Below are 16,149 nucleotides of genomic sequence, written 5' to 3' on the forward strand. Positions count from 1 at the left end.
CGGGGCGCTGGGGAGGCGCTAGGGAATCTTGTCGATCGGCAGTTTAGGATCGCGTTCGTCATGCCACGCCTTGATGGTGCCCGGCAGTTTCTTCTTCCAGGCCGGCACATTGGTGTAGTAGCGCATGCGCGAGTCGTTGTGCGCGTCAAAGACGAGCAGGCCGATCCACAGTTGTTCGCCTTTGCGCATGACGATCGCGGCATTGGTATTGGCCAGGCCGCGCACGAAGCAGTCGGTGACCTTGGCGCCAAGTCCGTCCTTGTCTTCGCCGTCGCCGCACAGGTTTACGGTATCGACGAGTGTGCTGTAGTCGTGACCGAGCAGCGTACGCGCCTGTGCATTCTGCGCGGCATCGAGTAGCTTGAGGCTCACCAGGTCGGGTTTGGGCTTGGCGGCCATGGCTGAGGCGGGCAGGTAATTGCCGCCGTAATAAACGCCGTTGCCGGCACCGCAATCGGTCTCGTGTTGGTCCAGGGTGAGCCGCTGGCCTACGCGCACGAAATCGATGCGGCAAGACGGCGCATCGGCATCGCCATGAAACGACGCGCGATCGCCTTTGACGGTGATCTTGCCGTCCAACTGCCCCATGTTGCCGCCATTGTTGGCGGACATCGAGAAACGGTACGTCGGCCCCTTGCCGGTGATATCCAGTTGACTGTTCACCGACGGATTGGCGCTGTCCAGTTGCCAAGTCTGTGCCCAGCGCGAATCTCCGGACGCTTGGCTACTGGCAGTGTCCCGCAGTCGTTGCAAGCGCTGCCGATAGACGCGGTCCAGGCACGCCTTGTCGCTGCCGCAGGCGTCGCGCTGCTTTAGCCAGGCGCGTTGCGAGAGACGCAGCGAGTCGTTGTTCGCCGCGGCCGACATGGCTTGCACGAAGGCCTTGCCCAGGTCGTCGTCCAGGCGCGAGAGCGCCGGATCGGCGCATACGGTTTTTTCGGCGGCGCCCGTTGCCTTGGTGCAATCGAAGCTGGCCGCGTGCGCGGCTAGCGGCAGCGCGAGCAGGGCGGCGAATATCAGGCGAAAGCGCATCGGTTCAATACCTTGAAGGGGGCAGCCAGTCGTGCACGGCGTGCTTGATGGCGCCACGCAGATCCATGAGCCGGCGGTGGAAGAAATGGCTGGTCTCGGGCATGCGCACCAGTTCGGGCGGGCGGTCCATGGCTTCGATCCAGTCGAACACGGCCTGCGGATCGACGATTTCATCCCCCTCGCCTTGTACGACAAGCCAGGGACAGTTCGGCGGCTCGATCGATTCGAACGGCCAGCGCCCGACCGGTGGAGCGACGCTGACCAGGGCATCGGCGCGCAAGCGCACCGCATTGCGGATCGAGACGTAGCTGCCGAAAGAAAATCCGGCCAGCCACAGGGCATCGTGCGGGCGCACCCGACGAAGCCACGCGACGACCGCGGCAAGGTCGTCGCCTTCGCCGTTGCCGCCATCGTAGGTACCTTCCGAGGCACCCACACCACGGAAATTGAAGCGCACGGTATCCAGGCCCGATTCGCGCAAGCTGCGCTCGACCATGGTCACTACCTTGTTGTGCATCGAGCCGCCCTGTTGCGGGTGCGGATGGCACACGATGACACTGCCGCGCCGCGCGTCGGCCGGCGCGGCGACGTCGCTGACGACTTCGAGCTTGCCTGCCGGCCCGTCGAGCGCGAAGCTGGCAGCCTGAGCGGGGAAGTTGTCGGGATTTGCGGAGAACGCCAGAGTACTCATGAGTGGAATGATAACCGCCCGCGCTGCCGGGCGAGCCGGATCGCGGCGATGAACCATCTTGCCCATGCGCTCCTTGCCGGCGAGGACGAATGGATGCGGCTGGGCGGCATGCTCGGCGATTTCGTGCATGGCCCGCCCGAAGCCTTGTCCCTGCCCGAGGGTGCCGTGGAAGGCATTCGCCTGCATCGGGCTATCGATGTCTATACCGATAGCCATCCGGAAGTGGTTGCCGCTCGTGCGCTGTTCGAGCCGCCGTTCCGGCGTTATGCGGGCATCCTGCTCGATATGTGGTTCGATCACTGCCTGGCGCGCGATTTCTTGCGCTGGAGCGGCGGGCCGCTGCATTTGTTCTCGCAATCCCTGCGCGATCTCCTGTACTTCCACGAAAAGTTGCTGCCGCCGGAACTCAAGCGCTTCCTTATCTATATGGAAACGTACGGTCTGCCCGCGGGCTATGCGGATGCCGCGGAAATCGGCCGCGCGCTGGGTGGCATTTCCAGGCGTTTACGACGAGAGAATCCGCTGGGGCTGGCCTTGCCGGTGCTGGAGGAGCTGCGTCAGCCGTTGCAAGTGCGGTTCGAGGCGTTTTTCCCGCAGTTGATGGTGTTTGCGCGGACTTGGAGAGAAGGGGGGGCGGCACCCCCCAAATAACAACGCCGCCCAGAGGCGGCGTTGCGTACATTCATTGGGTCGAGGCTTACTTCGCCTGCTGCGTCAGCCAGGTCACCGCGGCCTTGACCTGTTCGTCGGTCAGCGCCGGGTTGCCACCCTTGGCCGGCATGAAGTTGCCATCCGGGCCGTGATAGCCCTCGATGGCGTGCTTGACCAGGGTTTCCAAGCCTTGGGCGATACGCGGACCCCAGGCGGCCTTGTCACCCAGCTTCGGTGCGCCGGCCACGCCGGCGGTATGGCAGCTATGGCAGAGGTTGTCGTAAATGGTCTTGCCGTCCTTGGTGCCGCCGTAGGCGACCTGGGACGCGGCTGCCTTGGCGGCGGCCTCCTGGGCGGCCAGCATGGCGGCGCGACCGGTATTACCGGCGTAGACCGCGCCATTGGGAGCGATTCGAGCGGCGACTTTGGCTTGGGCGCTGGGGTCGACTTCTTTGGGCTCGCGGTTGTAGATCGACCACGCCAAGCCAATCAACACCAACGTCAGCACGGCCAGGCCTGCGATCAGCAGCGAAAAGCTGCGCATGAAGCTCTGGTCGGATTTGCTCATGGAACCGCTCACGCAATTACTCCAGTCAAAAAGTAAAGTCGGCGGGCATCGGGTCGGCGTATGGCCGGACCGAGGCTATGCTTCGCTTGCCGCTCCCCCGGACTTAGGTATCCCCGGGCAACAAGACGTGTGAGTATAGACGAAGCCCGCCGGAAGTTTGCAGTCGGTTCAGCTCGTCGCGCACATCTTCGCGTCACACTCTCCGGCAACTATTTATCCCAGGGCAAGTCAGAGGCTTGGCGCGCTTAGGGAGCCAAGGCCCTGCCATCGGTCATGGACGACCCATGTCAACCGGCATTGTCAAATCTCGTTGGACTGCACCTATCCTTTCACCAACTTATAAATCGGGCGCATAGCGCCAGGCGGGCCGGGTGGCCTGCCATACACACTCGGGAGCTTTACATGTCGCGTTTTTGGAAGATCGCGCTGATCGTTATCGTCGTGATCGTGCTCGGTGCCGTGGGCTTGCATATGCTGCACAAGCCGGCGGACGGCGAGGGCGGTGCGGGGCAGGGCCGCCACCGCGGAGGTCAGGCACAGGCCGCGGGTCAAGGCGACGACAAGAATGCACCGCCGGTGCCGGTGACGGTCGTTCCGGTCGTGAAGCAGAATGTGCCGATCTACCTGACTGCGCTCGGGACCGTACAGGCACTCAATACGGTGACGGTCAACCCGCAGGTCAGCGGGCAGCTCCTTAAGATCAACTTCAAGGAAGGCCAGGAAGTGAAGGCTGGCGATGTGCTGGCCGAGATCGACCCGCGCACCTTCCAGGCCAACTATCAGCAGGCGGTCGCCAAGAAGCAGCAGGACGAAGCCGCGCTGGCCACGGCCAAGAGCAATCTCGACCGTAGCGTCGACCTCGGTGCGAAGGGCTACATCTCGAAGCAGGATATGGACACCCTGCGCAATACGGTGAGCCAGAACCAGGCGACCGTGCAGGCCGACGCCGCCGCGATCGACAGCGCCAAGGTGCAGTTGGGCTTCACGAAGATCCTCTCGCCGATCGACGGTGTCGCGGGCATTCGTGCGGTCGATCCCGGCAACGTGGTCACCACCACCAGCAATATCGTCACGTTGACCCAGCTGCATCCGATCAACGTAATGTTCTCGCTGCCCGAGCAGAATCTCGACGTGGTGCGCCAGTCGGTGGCCAAGGGCCTGCCGCTGGAAGTGGCGGCGCTCGATCGCGCCGATGCACACACCATTGCCAACGATGGCGTGCTGCGCGTGGTGGACAACCAGATCGATGTCACGACCGGCACGTTCCGCCTGAAGTCGGAATTTCCCAACCCGACCTCGGCGCTGTGGCCCGGTCAGTTCGTCAATGTGCAGTTGAAGGTCAACACGGTGTCCGGCGGTCTGGTCATCCCGGCGCAGGCGGTACAGCGCGGCCCGGATGGCGATTACGTCTACATGGTGCAGGGCGACAACACGGTCAAGATGCAGCCGGTCAAGACAGCTGCGGAAGTGGGCGACAGCCACGTGATGATCGGTTCGGGCCTGAAGGAAGGCGACCAGGTGGTTACCGAAGGTCAGTTCCGCCTCAAGCCGGGCAGCAAGATCAAGCCGCTCAAGCCGGGCGAAGTACCCGCGGCGCCGACCGATGCGGAATTGCAGCAGGCCAAGAAGGATTCGCAGAAGGGCGGCCGTCGCGGCGGCCGGTGACGGATCGAGAGGCGAGGGATGCGAAGTGAGGGCGCGACAACCGGATCTTGCTGCACGGTCCAATCGTGCGCCCTCGCGATTTACCGCCTTGACGGTGGCTCGCCCCTCGCCCCTGCTTTCCGCTCGCCGTGACTCGACAACATCAGCGCTCCCCAAACCAGTGACGGTCTAGATAACCCATGGGCTTCTCCACCCTCTTCATCCGCCGCCCCATCGCCACCTCGCTCCTGATGGTGGCGGTGCTGCTGCTCGGTATCCTTGGCTACCGCCAACTGCCGGTATCGGCGCTGCCGGAGATCGACGCGCCCAGCCTGGTGGTGACGACGCAATACCCGGGCGCGAGCGCCTCGACGATGGCGGCACTGATCACCACGCCGCTGGAACGCAATTTCGGCCAGATTTCAGGCCTGACCATGATGACCTCCGATTCGTCGGCAGGTCTGTCCACGATCGTGTTGCAGTTCTCCATGGATCGCGACATCGATATCGCCGCGCAGGACGTGCAGGCGGCGATCAGTCAGGCCAAGGGCACGCTTCCCAACAATCTGCCGTATCCACCGGTCTATAACCGCGTCAATCCAGCCGACGCGCCGATCGTCACGCTCAAACTGACTTCCGATAGTCTGCCGCTGCGCGACGTCAACAACTATGCCGACTCGATCCTGGCGCAGAAGCTCTCGCAGGTACAGGGCGTGGGCCTCGTATCGATCGCCGGCAACGTGCGTCCCGCCGTGCGCATCCAGGTCAATCCGGCGCAGCTTTCCAATCTGGGACTGACCCTCGAAGACGTGCGCAGCGCGCTGACCCAGGCCAACGTCAACGCGCCCAAGGGCACGCTCAACGGCAAGACGCAGTCTTACAGCATCGGCACCAACGATCAGCTCAGCGATGCTGCCGAGTACAAGAGCACCATCATTGCCTACAAGAACGGCGCGCCGGTGCGGCTATCGGATGTCTCCAATGTCGTCGACGGCGTGGAGAACGACCAACTCGCCGCCTGGGCCAACGGCAAGCCGGCGGTGCTGCTGGATATCCGTCGTCAGCCGGGTGCGAACATCGTGCAGACGGTCGAGCGCATCCGCGCGCTGATGCCGGAGCTGCGCAGCGTGCTGCCGGCCGATGTGCACCTGGATGTCTTCGCCGACCGTACCGTCACCATCCGCGCCTCGGTGGAAGACGTGCAGTTCACCCTGATCCTGACCATCTTCCTGGTGGTCGCGGTGATCTTCGTATTCCTGCGACGGTTGTGGGCGACGGTCATTCCATCGGTGGCGGTGCCGTTATCGCTGTTGGGTACATTCGGCGTGATGGCCTTCACCGGCATGTCGCTGGATAACCTCTCGCTGATGGCCCTGACCGTTGCCACCGGTTTCGTGGTCGACGATGCGATCGTGATGATCGAGAACATCGTGCGCTATATCGAGCAGGGCAAGGATGGCAAGGAGGCCGCCGAAATCGGCGCGAAGGAAATCGGCTTCACGGTGCTGTCGCTGACCGTGTCGCTGATCGCAGTATTCCTGCCGCTGTTGTTGATGCCCGGCGTTACCGGTCGCCTGTTCCACGAGTTTGCCTGGGTACTGACCATCGCGGTGGCGATCTCGATGCTGGTCTCGCTGACCCTCACGCCGATGATGTGCGCCTACTTGCTCAAGGCCGATGCCTTGCCGGAGGGCGACGACGTGCATGAGCGGCATGCGGCCGAAGGCAAGCAGAATCTTTGGACGCGCACCGTAGGCTTGTACGAGCGCACGCTCGACTGGGTACTGGGACATCAGCGCACCACGATGACGGTGGCTTTTATCACCGTGGTGGTGACCGTGGTGCTCTATGTGACGATTCCGAAGGGACTGTTGCCCGAGCAGGACACCGGCATGATTACCGGTGTGGTCCAGGCCGACGAAAACGTCGCCTTTCCGCAGATGGAACAGCGTACCCAGGCGGTCGCCGAGGCGCTGCGCAAGGACAAGGCGATCGCTGGCGTGGCGGCCTTTATCGGCGCAGGTTCGATCAATCCGACCCTGAATCAGGGCCAGCTCAGCATCGTGCTGAAGGATCGCAGCGAGCGCGGCAGCCTGGAAACCATCCTGCCGCGCCTGCAGCGTGCGGTGGCCGATATCCCGGGGGTGGCGTTGTACCTGAAGCCGGTGCAGGACGTCACGCTGGATAGCCGCGTGGCCGCGACCGAATACCAGTATTCGCTGTCCGATCTCAATTCCAAGGAGCTGGCCCAGTACGCCAACCAGATGACGCAGGCCATGCGTCAGCGTCCCGAGCTGGCGGACGTGGACAACAACCTGGCCGACAGCGGTAACTCGCTCTCGCTGGAGATCGACCGCGAAAAGGCCAGTCGCCTGGGCGTGCCGGTGCAGACCATCGACGACACCCTGTATGACGCCTTCGGCCAGCGCCAGATCTCGACCATCTTTACCCAGCTCAACCAGTACCGCGTGGTGCTGGAGGTCTCGCCGGAATTCCGTACCAGTACGGCGTTGCTCAATCAGCTCACCGTACGCGGCAACGGCAACGGTGCGCTGACCGGTTCGAATGCCACCAGCTTCGGCCAGCTCACATCGAGCAATTCGGCCACGCCGTCGGGCATCGGCAATACCGGCAATGTGGGCTTCCAGGTCGGCGCGGGCGGCACGATTCCGATCGCTTCGCTGGTCACCGCCAGCCCTACGGCCGCACCGTTGGTGATCAGCCATCAGCAGCAGTTGCCAGCGGTGACGCTATCGTTCAACGTAGCGCAGGGGTATTCGCTGTCCGATGCCGTGACCGCGATCCATCAGCTCGAAAAGCAGCTCAACTTCCCACCGCAGGTGCGTGGCCAGTTCGTCGGCAAGGCGGCGGAATTCTCCTCTTCGCTGGGCGATGAAGTCCTGTTGCTGCTGGCTGCGGTGGTGGTGATCTACATCGTGCTGGGCGTGCTCTACGAGAGCTACATCCATCCGCTGACGATCATTTCGACGCTGCCGCCAGCGGGTGTGGGGGCGTTGCTGGCATTGATCGTGTGCAATATGAGCCTGTCGGTCGACGGCATCGTGGGCATCGTGCTGCTGATCGGTATCGTCAAGAAGAACGCGATCATGATGATCGACTTCGCGATCGAGGCGCAGCGCACGGGCATGCGTGCCCAGGACGCGATCCGTCGTGCCTGCCTGCTCCGTTTCCGTCCGATCATGATGACCACCGCCGCGGCGATGCTCGGGACCCTGCCGTTGGCTCTGGGCAGCGGTATCGATTCGGAGCTGCGCAAGCCGCTGGGTGTGTCCATCGTCGGCGGCCTGCTGCTTTCGCAGCTGGTAACCCTGTACACCACGCCGGTGATCTACCTGTACATGGAGCGTTTCTCCGATTGGCTGCGCGTGCGGCGCGAGCAGCGCGAGCTGGCCAAGGCACAGCAGGCGCTTTAAAGAGTGAGATCGGCGGCGCTGCAGGCGCCGCCTGTGAAGTCGGTGCTTCGCACCTGTGCGGGCAAAGGGGAAGGGCATGATTGTCCTTCCTTCCCCGCATCGACGGGGCGATTTCGGTTGCAACGACCCTCATGGCCACCTGGACGTCTAAATGGTGAAGCGCGGCTTCACGCGGACACGTGCCGTTTCACCCCTGCCATAAGTCACGGCCTTTAGCCTTCCAGCCGTCCTGGCGTAACATGACGTCGGCAAGCTGACGCGATCTGCGGTCTTTTGCGCCATTCAACCGATCCAAAGGTCGTGCGTTGATACACCAATGAATATCTCCGGCCCGTTCATTCGTCGTCCCATCGGTACGTCGCTGCTGGCTGCTGGCCTGTTTGCGCTGGGAACTATTTGTTATGCGCTGCTCGGCGTTGCGGCGCTGCCCGACCTGCAATTCCCGGTGATTTTCGTGCAGGCTTCGCAGGCCGGTGCCGATGCCAGCACCATGGCGACGACGGTGGCGGCGCCGCTGGAACGACACCTGGGGCAGGTGACGGGCATCGATACGATGCGCTCGCGCAGTTCCGAAGGCAGTACGTCGGTTTTCATGATTTTCGATAATGGCCGCAATATCGATGCGGCCGCGCGCGATGTGCAGGCAGCGATCAATGCGGCAGCGCCGGATCTTCCTGCCGGTCTGAATAATCCACCGAGCTACCAGAAGGCCAACCCGAACGACGATCCGATCATCGCCTTCGCGCTGACTTCGGATACGCAGTCGGCCGCCGATCTCTACAACATTGCCGACTCGTTGCTCGCCCAGCGCTTGCGCCAGCTCGATGGCGTTGCATCGGTGGATATCGCCGGCGCAGCTACGCCCGCCATTCGTGTCGATCTGAATCTACGCGCGCTCAATGCGATGAACCTGTCGCCCGATCAGCTGCGCAATGCCTTGACGGCCGCCAATGTGACCTCGCCGCTGGGATTTCTCTCCAACGGCATTTCCACCACCGCGCTGACGGCAAACGATCAGCTCAGCCAGCCGAACGATTACGCCAACCTGGTGGTGGCGACGCACAATGGCGTGCCGGTGCGTCTGTCCGATGTCGCCAACGTGTACGCCGGTCAGCAGGATGCTTACCAAGCCGCCTGGTTCCAGAACAAGCCTGCCGTGTTGATGTACGTCTACAAGAAGGCTGACGCGAATGTGATCGCGACGGTCGACTCGGTACGTGCACAGCTGCCGATCCTGCGCACCTATCTTTCGCCCGGCACGGTGCTCACGCCGTATTTCGACGGCACGCCGACGATCCGCGATTCGCTCAAGGAAGTGCAGATCACGCTGCTCATCAGTCTGGCGATGGTGGTGCTGACCATGGCGCTGTTCCTGCGCCGCCTTGCGCCGACCCTGATCGCCGGTGTCGCTGTGCCGCTTTCGCTGGCCGGCGCGTTCGTGTGCATGTACATCTTCGGTTACACGCTCAATAACCTCACCTTGCTCGCGTTGGTCATTGCCATCGGCTTTGTTGTCGACGATGCCATCGTGGTGATCGAGAACGTGATTCGCCATATCGACGAAGGCATGACCCGGTTCGAGGCGACGCTGGCCGGTGCGAAGGAAATCGGCTTCACCATTGTCTCGATCACCGCGTCGCTGGTGGCGGTATTCATCCCGTTGCTGTTCATGAGCGGCTTCAGTGGTCTGTTCATGCGCGAATTCACCATTACCCTGGTGGCGGCGATTGTCATGTCTGCCCTGGTGTCATTGACATTGACGCCGTCGCTATGCGGGCTTTTCCTCAATGGCCATGTGCCGCCGGAGAAGACGTCGCGCATCGGCCAGTGGCTGGAGAAGATGCAGGAGCGCATGCTGGCGATGTATGTGCGCTCGCTCAACTTCTCGCTTCGTCACGCCCTGCTGTTCTCGTTGACCCCGCTGGTGCTGATCGGCGTCACCCTGTTCCTGTTCGGCGTAGTCAAGACTGGCCTGTTCCCGCCGCAGGACACGGGCCTGATTTCCGGTCGCGCCAGCTCCAGCGCCACGGTCTCGTTCGGCGAAACCATTAACCGTCTCGACCGCCTGACGCAGATGATCCTGGCCGATCCCGACGTCAAGGCGGTCAGTTCGCGCCTGGGCACCAGCCGCACAGGTACCAGCGGCAGCTTCAATATCGAACTGCGTACGCGCGCCGAAGGGCGCACGGACACCACGTTCGACGCGCTGGCGCGTCTTAGCGCCAAGGCCAATGCCTATCCGGATCTCAATCTGCGCCTGCGCCCGATCCAGGATCTGCCCAGCGGCGGTTCCGGCGGCAGCACACAGGGCGGCCAGTATCAGGTATCCCTGCAGGGCAACGATCCGGATACCTTGCAGGAGTGGCTGCCCAAGCTGGTCAATGAGCTGAAGAAGAACAAGAAGCTCACCGATGTCGGTTCGGATATCGACGATGCCGGCTTGCGCCAGAACATCGTGATCGACCGCGATCGGGCCGCGCAGCTGGGCGTGTCGATCGGCACCATCGACGGCGCGCTGTACAACGCCTTCGGTCAGCGCCAGGTGTCGACCATCTACTCGGATATCAATCAATACAAGGTGGTGCTCAACGCCTTGCCGGCACAGACTGCCACCCCCGAGTCGATCAATCGTATCTACGTGGCGACCAATACCGGGCAGATGGTGCCGTTGACCGCGTTCGCCAAGCAGGTCGACGGACTCGCGCCGACGACCATTGCGCACGAAAACCAGTACACCACGATGGACCTGAGCTTCAATCTCGCTCCCGGCGTGAGTATGGGCGAGGCGATGGCGATCGTGCAGAAGACTGCGTCGAACATGCGCATGCCGGGCGATATCCGTCTGAACGTCGGCGGCGATTTCCGCCGCTTCCAGCAATCGCAGAGCGGTATGGTCTGGCTTTTGCTGGCTGCGGTGCTGACCGTCTACATCGTGCTTGGCGTGCTGTACGAAAGCCTGATCCACCCGGTGACGATCCTGTCCACCTTGCCCGCGGCAGGTGTCGGCGCGTTGCTGGCGATGTGGGTGACCGGAACGGAGCTGTCGATCGTCGCGCAGATTGCCCTGGTGCTGCTGATCGGTATCGTCAAGAAGAATGCGATCATGATGATCGACTTCGCCCTGGTGGCACAGCGCACCCGCGGCCTGTCGCCGCTGGAGGCGGCACGCGAGGCCTGCATCGTTCGCTTCCGGCCGATCATGATGACCACCATGGTGGCAATCCTGGCCGCCGTGCCGATTGCCATCGGTATCGGCGAAGGTTCCGACTTGCGTCGCCCGTTGGGTATTGCCCTGATCGGCGGCTTGTTTATCTCGCAGAGCCTGACCTTGCTAAGCACGCCCGCGCTGTACGTGATCTTTTCCTGTCTGGCCCAGCGCTGGGCGGACATGCGCGAGCGTCAGCGTGCCCGCCGCCGCACGCGCGTGGGGCATCGCGTCTCGGGTTGACGGCCTGGCACAACCGGTACAGGAATAACAGGTATTCCTGTACCGGTCGCGAGTTACTGCGGGTGAAGGCTAAGTGCGTGCCGTAACGGGATTTTGTTCGTGCCATACCTCAGCGTATGCATTTAAGTTGCCTGTCTTTCCCTCGACCGACACAAGCCGCGACAATAGGCAGCTTGGCTGTCTCGATCGGTCGCGGTTGATTTCGTACTGTTCCGACGCCACTAGCTGGAAGCGCGCCCTCCGGTCGAGGGCGCTCCCATGAATCGAATTGCCGTAGCCAAAGAGGTTGTGCAGACCATGTCCCAAACGCCGAAGATCATCTACACGCTCACGGATGAAGCCCCGTTCCTGGCTACGCAGTCCCTGTTGCCCGTTATCGAAGCCTTTGCCAAGACCGCCGGCGTTGCCGTGGAAACCCGCGACATCTCGCTGGCCGGCCGCATTCTGTCGCAGTTTCCCGAGTCTCTGAAGGACGATCAGAAGATCGCCGACGACCTGGCCGAGCTGGGCGAGCTGGCGACCACGCCGGACGCCAACATCATCAAGCTGCCTAATATCAGCGCTTCCGTGCCGCAGCTGAAGGCCGCGGTGAAGGAATTGCAGGGCCAGGGTTATGCGTTGCCGGATTATCCGGACGAGCCCAAGGACGACAAGGAAAAGGACATCAAGACCCGCTACGCCCGCGTGATGGGCAGTGCGGTCAATCCGGTGCTGCGCGAGGGTAACTCCGATCGCCGCGCGCCGCTTTCGGTGAAGAACTATGCGCGCAAGCACCCGCATCGCATGGGCGCCTGGGCCAAGGATTCCAAGACCCATGTGGCACACATGGACGGCGGCGATTTCTATGGCAGCGAGACCTCGGCCACCATCGCACAGGCGGGCAGCCTGAAGATCGAATGGTTCGCCAAGGACGGCACGAGCCGCGTGTTGAAGGAAAAGACCGCCGTCGAAGCCGGAGAAGTGGTCGATGCCGCGGTGATGAGCAAGAAGGCGCTCGCGACTTTCGTCGACAAGCAGATCGAAGACGCCAAAGCCCAGGGCGTACTGTTTTCGCTGCATCTGAAGGCGACCATGATGAAGGTCTCCGACCCGATCATGTTCGGTCTGGTAGTCAAGGAGTTCTACAAGGACGTGCTGGCCAAGCATGCCGATGCGATCAAGCAGATCGGCTTCGATGCGAACAACGGCATTGGCGATCTGTATGCGCGCCTGAAGAATCTGCCGGCCGAGCAGCAGGCGGCGATCGAGGCCGACCTGGCCGCCGAGTACGCCAAGCGTCCGGGTCTGGCCATGGTCAACTCCGACAAGGGCATCACCAACCTGCACGTGCCCAGCGACGTGATCATCGACGCGTCGATGCCGGCGATGATTCGCGATTCGGGCAAGATGTGGAACACCGAAGGCAAGCTGCAGGACACCAAGGCGGTGATCCCCGATCGCAGCTATGCGGGCGTCTACGAGGCCGTGATCGACGACTGCAAAGCCAACGGTGCGTTCGATCCGGCGACCATGGGCAGCGTGCCGAACGTGGGCCTGATGGCGCAGAAGGCCGAGGAATACGGCTCGCACGACAAGACCTTCCAGATCCCCGCCGACGGCACCGTGAAGGTGACCGATGCCAGCGGCAAGGTCGTGCTGGAGCACGCGGTCGAAGCGGGCGACATCTGGCGCATGTGCCAGACCAAGGACGCGCCGATCCAGGATTGGGTCAAGCTTGCCGTTACGCGTGCGCGCCTGAGCGATACGCCGGCGGTGTTCTGGCTGGATGCCAAGCGCGGCCATGACGCGCAGCTGATCGCCAAGGTCGAGCGCTACCTCAAGGATCACGACACCAAGGGCCTGGATATCCGCATCCTCGCGCCGGTCGAGGCCACCAAGTTCTCGCTGGAACGCATCCGCAAGGGCCAGGACACCATTTCGGTGACGGGCAATGTGCTGCGCGACTATCTCACCGACCTGTTCCCGATCATGGAGCTGGGCACCAGCGCCAAGATGCTGTCCATCGTGCCGCTGATGGCCGGCGGCGGCCTGTTCGAAACCGGTGCGGGCGGTTCGGCGCCCAAGCATGTGCAGCAGTTTGTCGAAGAAAACTATCTGCGTTGGGATTCGCTCGGTGAGTTCCTTGCGCTCGCCGCATCGTTCGAACACCTGGCCAACCGCTACGGCAACAAGGATGCAGCTGTGCTGGCCAAGACACTGGACGAAGCCAACGGCAAGTTTCTCGATAGCAACAAGTCGCCGGCGCGCAAGGTCGGCGAGCTGGATAACCGAGGCAGTCACTTTTATCTGACCCTGTACTGGGCGCAGGCACTGGCCGCACAGGACGACGATGCCAAGCTGAAGGCGAAGTTCGCCCCGCTGGCCAAGGCCTTGGCCGAGAACGAGGCGAAGATTGTCGGCGAGCTCAATGGTGTGCAGGGCAAGCACGTGGAGATCGAAGGCTATTACCATCCGAACATGAAGCTGGTCAGCGCGGCAATGCGTCCGAGCCCCACCTTCAACCAGGCACTGGCAGCGCTCTGAAAACGGCTGCATCGCGGTTGAACGGGGCGCCTCGGCGCCCCGTTTTTCGTTGCAGCCGCCGGAACTCCCTGACGAACAGGGTGGTCTTCTTGTCCACGTATTGGAGCGAGATCATGCAATTGGCCAAGTCCGTCCTGCTGTTGGCGCTGTGTGCCGCCCTGCCCGTTGCCGCGCAGGATGCCGTTCCCGCACCTGCCGGCACCGTCGCCAACCTCGAGGCAGTCACCGTCAGTGGCATCCAACCCGGCCCGGGCCTGTGGAAGGTGAGCAAGGGCGATCACGTCATGTACGTGCTTGGCGTGGTGTCGCCCTTGCCCGATCGCATGCAATGGAAGACCGACGAGGTCGAGGATGTCATTGCCCACTCACAGGAGGTGATCGATCCGCCCAAGGTGACGATCAAGGCCGAGACGGGTTTCTTCGGCGGATTGCTATTGCTGCCTTCGCTGATCGGTGCGCGCAAGAATCCTGACGGCAAGACGTTGGAGCAGTCGCTGCCCACGCCACTCTATGCCCGCTGGCAACCGCTCAAGCAGCAGTACATCGGCCGAGATTCGGGCATCGAACGGTGGCGTCCGATCTTTGCCGCGCTGGAGCTCTACGACAAAGCGATCAAACACAGCGGCATGACCGCTTCTGGCGGTGTCAAGAACACCGTGCGCGACCTGGCCAAGAAACATAACGTCAAGATCACCCAGACCAAGTACGAAATGAAAATTGCCGAGCCGCGCGCCGCGGTGAAGGCGTTCAAGAGCTTGTCGATGAACGATGAGCAGTGCTTTGCCGATGTGCTCGATACGGTGCAGGGCCAGCTCGGTGCCATGGTCGCGCGTGCCAATGCGTGGGCTACCGGCGACATCGACGTTTTGCGCAAGGCGTCGCTGAAGGACCAGCGCGAGGCTTGTGTCACCGCGGTGACGGAGACCGGGCTGGCCCAGAAGATCGGTCTGAGCGACTTGCCGCAAAAGGTCGAGCAGACCTGGCTCGATGCAGCCAAGGCGGCCCTGGCCAGCGATGCGCAGAGTTTCGCGCTGTTGCCGATGGATCAGGTGATCGGAGCGCAGGGCCTGCTGGCGAAGTTGAAGGCGCAGGGGTACCGGGTGCAGGCGCCGGATGAGGACGATACAGTGGAGCAGGCTTCACCCGGCAACTGAGGCGAGGGCTCACCCTTCCGGCCTCTTCCTGCATGCAGGGAGACGGAGACCGGGAGGGCAGGTCCTTGTCCGGTTTATTGCCACTCAGGCGCTGACCAGATCCAATTGCGCAATGTCGTTGTCGCTGAGCCTCAACGTCGCCGCCCCAAGCACTTCCTGCAGCTGTGCCACGCTGGTCGCGCTGACAATCGGAGCAGTCACGCCGGGTCGTGCAATCAACCACGCCAATGCCACCTGCGCCGGCGTCGCCCGGTGGTCGGCCCCGATCTGATCGAGCGCAGCCAGTACCGCCAACCCTTGCTTGTTCAAGTGCTTCTTGACGGCGCCGCCACGAGCGGCGCTCTTGGCTAGATCCGCCTCGCTGCGATATTTACCGCTCAAGAATCCGCTGGCCAAGGAGTAATAGCCAATGACCCCGATCTGCTCCTCGCGCACCAGTGGCTCGAGCGCCTTCTCGTAACCTGCGCGGGTCATCAGGCTATAGTCTGGCTGTACGCTTTCATAGCGCGCCAGCCCGTGATCGCGCGACACGCGAAGCGCCTCGCCCAGGCGATCGGCGGAGTAATTGGAGGCCCCGATCGCGCGCACTTTGCCTTCCTCGATCAGACGGGAAAATTCGCCGAGCGTTTCTAGCAGCGGTACCGAAGCGTCGTCTTCGTGTGCTTGGTACAGATCGATGCAATCGACGCCCAGCCGTTCGAGCGATCCCTCTACGGCCTGGCGGATATTGATCGCGGACAAGCCCGGTTGCCGGTCCCACTTGGCGACTTTCGTGGCGATCAGCACCTTGTCGCGCTTGCCGCTGCGCTTGAGCCAGCGGCCGATAATGGTCTCCGATTCGCCGCCGCGATGGCCGGGCACCCACGACGAATACATATCGGCGGTATCGATCAGGTTGAAGCCTGCATCGACGAAGGCATCGAGGATGTCGAACGAGCGTTTTTCATCCGCGCTCCAGCCAAAAACGTTACCGCCCAGGGCGAGAGGTGCGACCGATAGCACCG

Annotated in this window: 10 protein-coding genes; 6 read left to right on the forward strand and 4 right to left on the reverse strand. The window is 62.6% G+C overall.

What is annotated here, in order from left to right; translation table 11 throughout:
- Nucleotides 1–18 precede the first annotated feature (18 nt).
- Together VIM98_RS05075 and VIM98_RS05080 are read right to left on the reverse strand one after the other, a co-directional pair.
- Nucleotides 19–1,032 (reverse strand): lysozyme inhibitor LprI family protein, encoded by a 1,014-nt coding sequence (locus VIM98_RS05075; protein WP_331992011.1) that lies wholly within the window; start codon nt 1,030–1,032, stop codon nt 19–21.
- Between the two features lie 4 nt (nt 1,033–1,036).
- Nucleotides 1,037–1,723 (reverse strand): alpha/beta hydrolase, encoded by a 687-nt coding sequence (locus VIM98_RS05080; RefSeq protein ID WP_331992019.1) that lies wholly within the window; start codon nt 1,721–1,723, stop codon nt 1,037–1,039.
- 48 nt (nt 1,724–1,771) lie between these two features.
- Here VIM98_RS05080 and VIM98_RS05085 point away from each other — a divergent pair, with 48 nt between their 5' ends.
- On the forward strand, nt 1,772–2,374 hold the full coding sequence (locus tag VIM98_RS05085; RefSeq protein WP_331992012.1) for an ACP phosphodiesterase: 603 nt from the start codon (nt 1,772–1,774) through the stop codon (nt 2,372–2,374).
- A 46-nt stretch (nt 2,375–2,420) separates the two neighbouring features.
- On the opposite strand, the gene VIM98_RS05090 is transcribed toward VIM98_RS05085, so the two are convergent.
- Nucleotides 2,421–2,942, reverse strand: coding sequence for a c-type cytochrome (locus VIM98_RS05090; RefSeq protein ID WP_331992013.1), 522 nt, complete (start codon nt 2,940–2,942; stop codon nt 2,421–2,423).
- A 402-nt stretch (nt 2,943–3,344) separates the two neighbouring features.
- Here VIM98_RS05090 and VIM98_RS05095 point away from each other — a divergent pair, with 402 nt between their 5' ends.
- The 5 genes from VIM98_RS05095 to VIM98_RS05115 all read left to right on the forward strand — a co-directional run bounded on the left by VIM98_RS05095 (nt 3,345) and on the right by VIM98_RS05115 (nt 15,145).
- Nucleotides 3,345–4,607 carry an efflux RND transporter periplasmic adaptor subunit gene (locus tag VIM98_RS05095; RefSeq protein ID WP_331992014.1) on the forward strand — a complete coding sequence of 421 codons (1,263 nt, stop codon included), beginning with the start codon at nt 3,345–3,347 and terminating at the stop codon, nt 4,605–4,607.
- A gap of 179 nt (nt 4,608–4,786) precedes the next feature.
- A complete protein-coding gene (locus VIM98_RS05100; RefSeq protein ID WP_331992015.1) occupies nt 4,787–8,020 on the forward strand; it encodes an efflux RND transporter permease subunit in 3,234 nt (1,077 codons plus the stop codon).
- Between the two features lie 316 nt (nt 8,021–8,336).
- Complete coding sequence (locus VIM98_RS05105) at nt 8,337–11,468, forward strand: efflux RND transporter permease subunit (protein WP_331992016.1); 3,132 nt, start codon at nt 8,337–8,339, stop codon at nt 11,466–11,468.
- Nucleotides 11,469–11,765: 297 nt separating this feature from the next.
- Nucleotides 11,766–13,991, forward strand: coding sequence for an NADP-dependent isocitrate dehydrogenase (locus VIM98_RS05110; RefSeq protein WP_331992020.1), 2,226 nt, complete (start codon nt 11,766–11,768; stop codon nt 13,989–13,991).
- Nucleotides 13,992–14,104: 113 nt separating this feature from the next.
- Nucleotides 14,105–15,145, forward strand: coding sequence for a TraB/GumN family protein (locus VIM98_RS05115; protein WP_331992017.1), 1,041 nt, complete (start codon nt 14,105–14,107; stop codon nt 15,143–15,145).
- Nucleotides 15,146–15,229: 84 nt separating this feature from the next.
- Here VIM98_RS05115 and VIM98_RS05120 read toward each other — a convergent pair whose 3' ends face one another.
- Complete coding sequence (locus VIM98_RS05120) at nt 15,230–16,147, reverse strand: aldo/keto reductase (RefSeq protein ID WP_331992018.1); 918 nt, start codon at nt 16,145–16,147, stop codon at nt 15,230–15,232.
- Between the last annotated feature and the right edge of the window lie 2 nt (nt 16,148–16,149).

It is taken from the genome of Dyella sp. (genome assembly GCF_036568765.1).
Classification (GTDB): Bacteria; Pseudomonadota; Gammaproteobacteria; order Xanthomonadales; family Rhodanobacteraceae; genus GSA-30.